Source organism: Sphingomonas sp. CBMAI 2297 (genome assembly GCF_029870595.1).
Classification (GTDB): Bacteria; Pseudomonadota; Alphaproteobacteria; order Sphingomonadales; family Sphingomonadaceae; genus Sphingomonas.
On sequence record NZ_JAPDIR010000033.1, the window covers coordinates 1 to 752 of the forward strand.

The 752-nt window shown below is 74.2% G+C and carries 1 protein-coding gene; it reads left to right on the top strand.

Annotated elements, in window-relative coordinates:
• Window positions 1-752 (top strand): Ig-like domain-containing protein (locus OMP43_RS22810; protein ID WP_280281862.1); only part of this gene is annotated, 752 nt, incomplete at both ends.

The following is a 752-nucleotide window of genomic DNA, read 5'->3' on the forward strand; positions in this document are numbered from 1 at the left end:
GCGCCGGTCGCGACGGTCAGCGGCGACGGCACGGTCGTCAGCGGCACGGGTGAGCCCGGCGCCACCGTCACCGTCCGCGACCCCTCGGGAACCGTGATCGGCACCGCGATCGTCGCCGCGAACGGCGCCTATGCCGTCACGCTGACCACCACGGAGGGCAATGGCCAGACGCTCCACGTCACCCAGGCCGATGCCGCGGGCAATGTCTCGCCGGCCACCTCGGCGCTGGCGCCCGACTTCACGCCGCCGCTCGCGCCCACCGGCACCGTCTCAGCCGACGGCACCGCCGTCACCGGCACCGGCGAGCCCGGCGCGACCGTGCACATCCTCAACGCCGCCGGCACCGAGATCGGCACCGCCACCGTCGCCGGCAATGGCAGCTACACCGCCACGCTCACCACACCCCAGCTCAACGGACAGGTGCTGACGCTCAGCCAGACCGACCCGGCCGGCAATCACTCGCCGAACGTCACGGCGACCGCGCCCGACCTCACCCCACCCGCTGCGCCGGTCGCGACGGTCAGCGGCGACGGCACGGTCGTCAGCGGCACGGGTGAGCCCGGCGCCACCGTCACCGTCCGCGACCCCTCGGGAACCGTGATCGGCACCGCGATCGTCGCCGCGAACGGCGCCTATGCCGTCACGCTGACCACCACGGAGGGCAATGGCCAGACGCTCCACGTCACCCAGGCCGATGCCGCGGGCAATGTCTCGCCGGCCACCTCGGCGCTGGCGCCCGACTTCACGCCGCC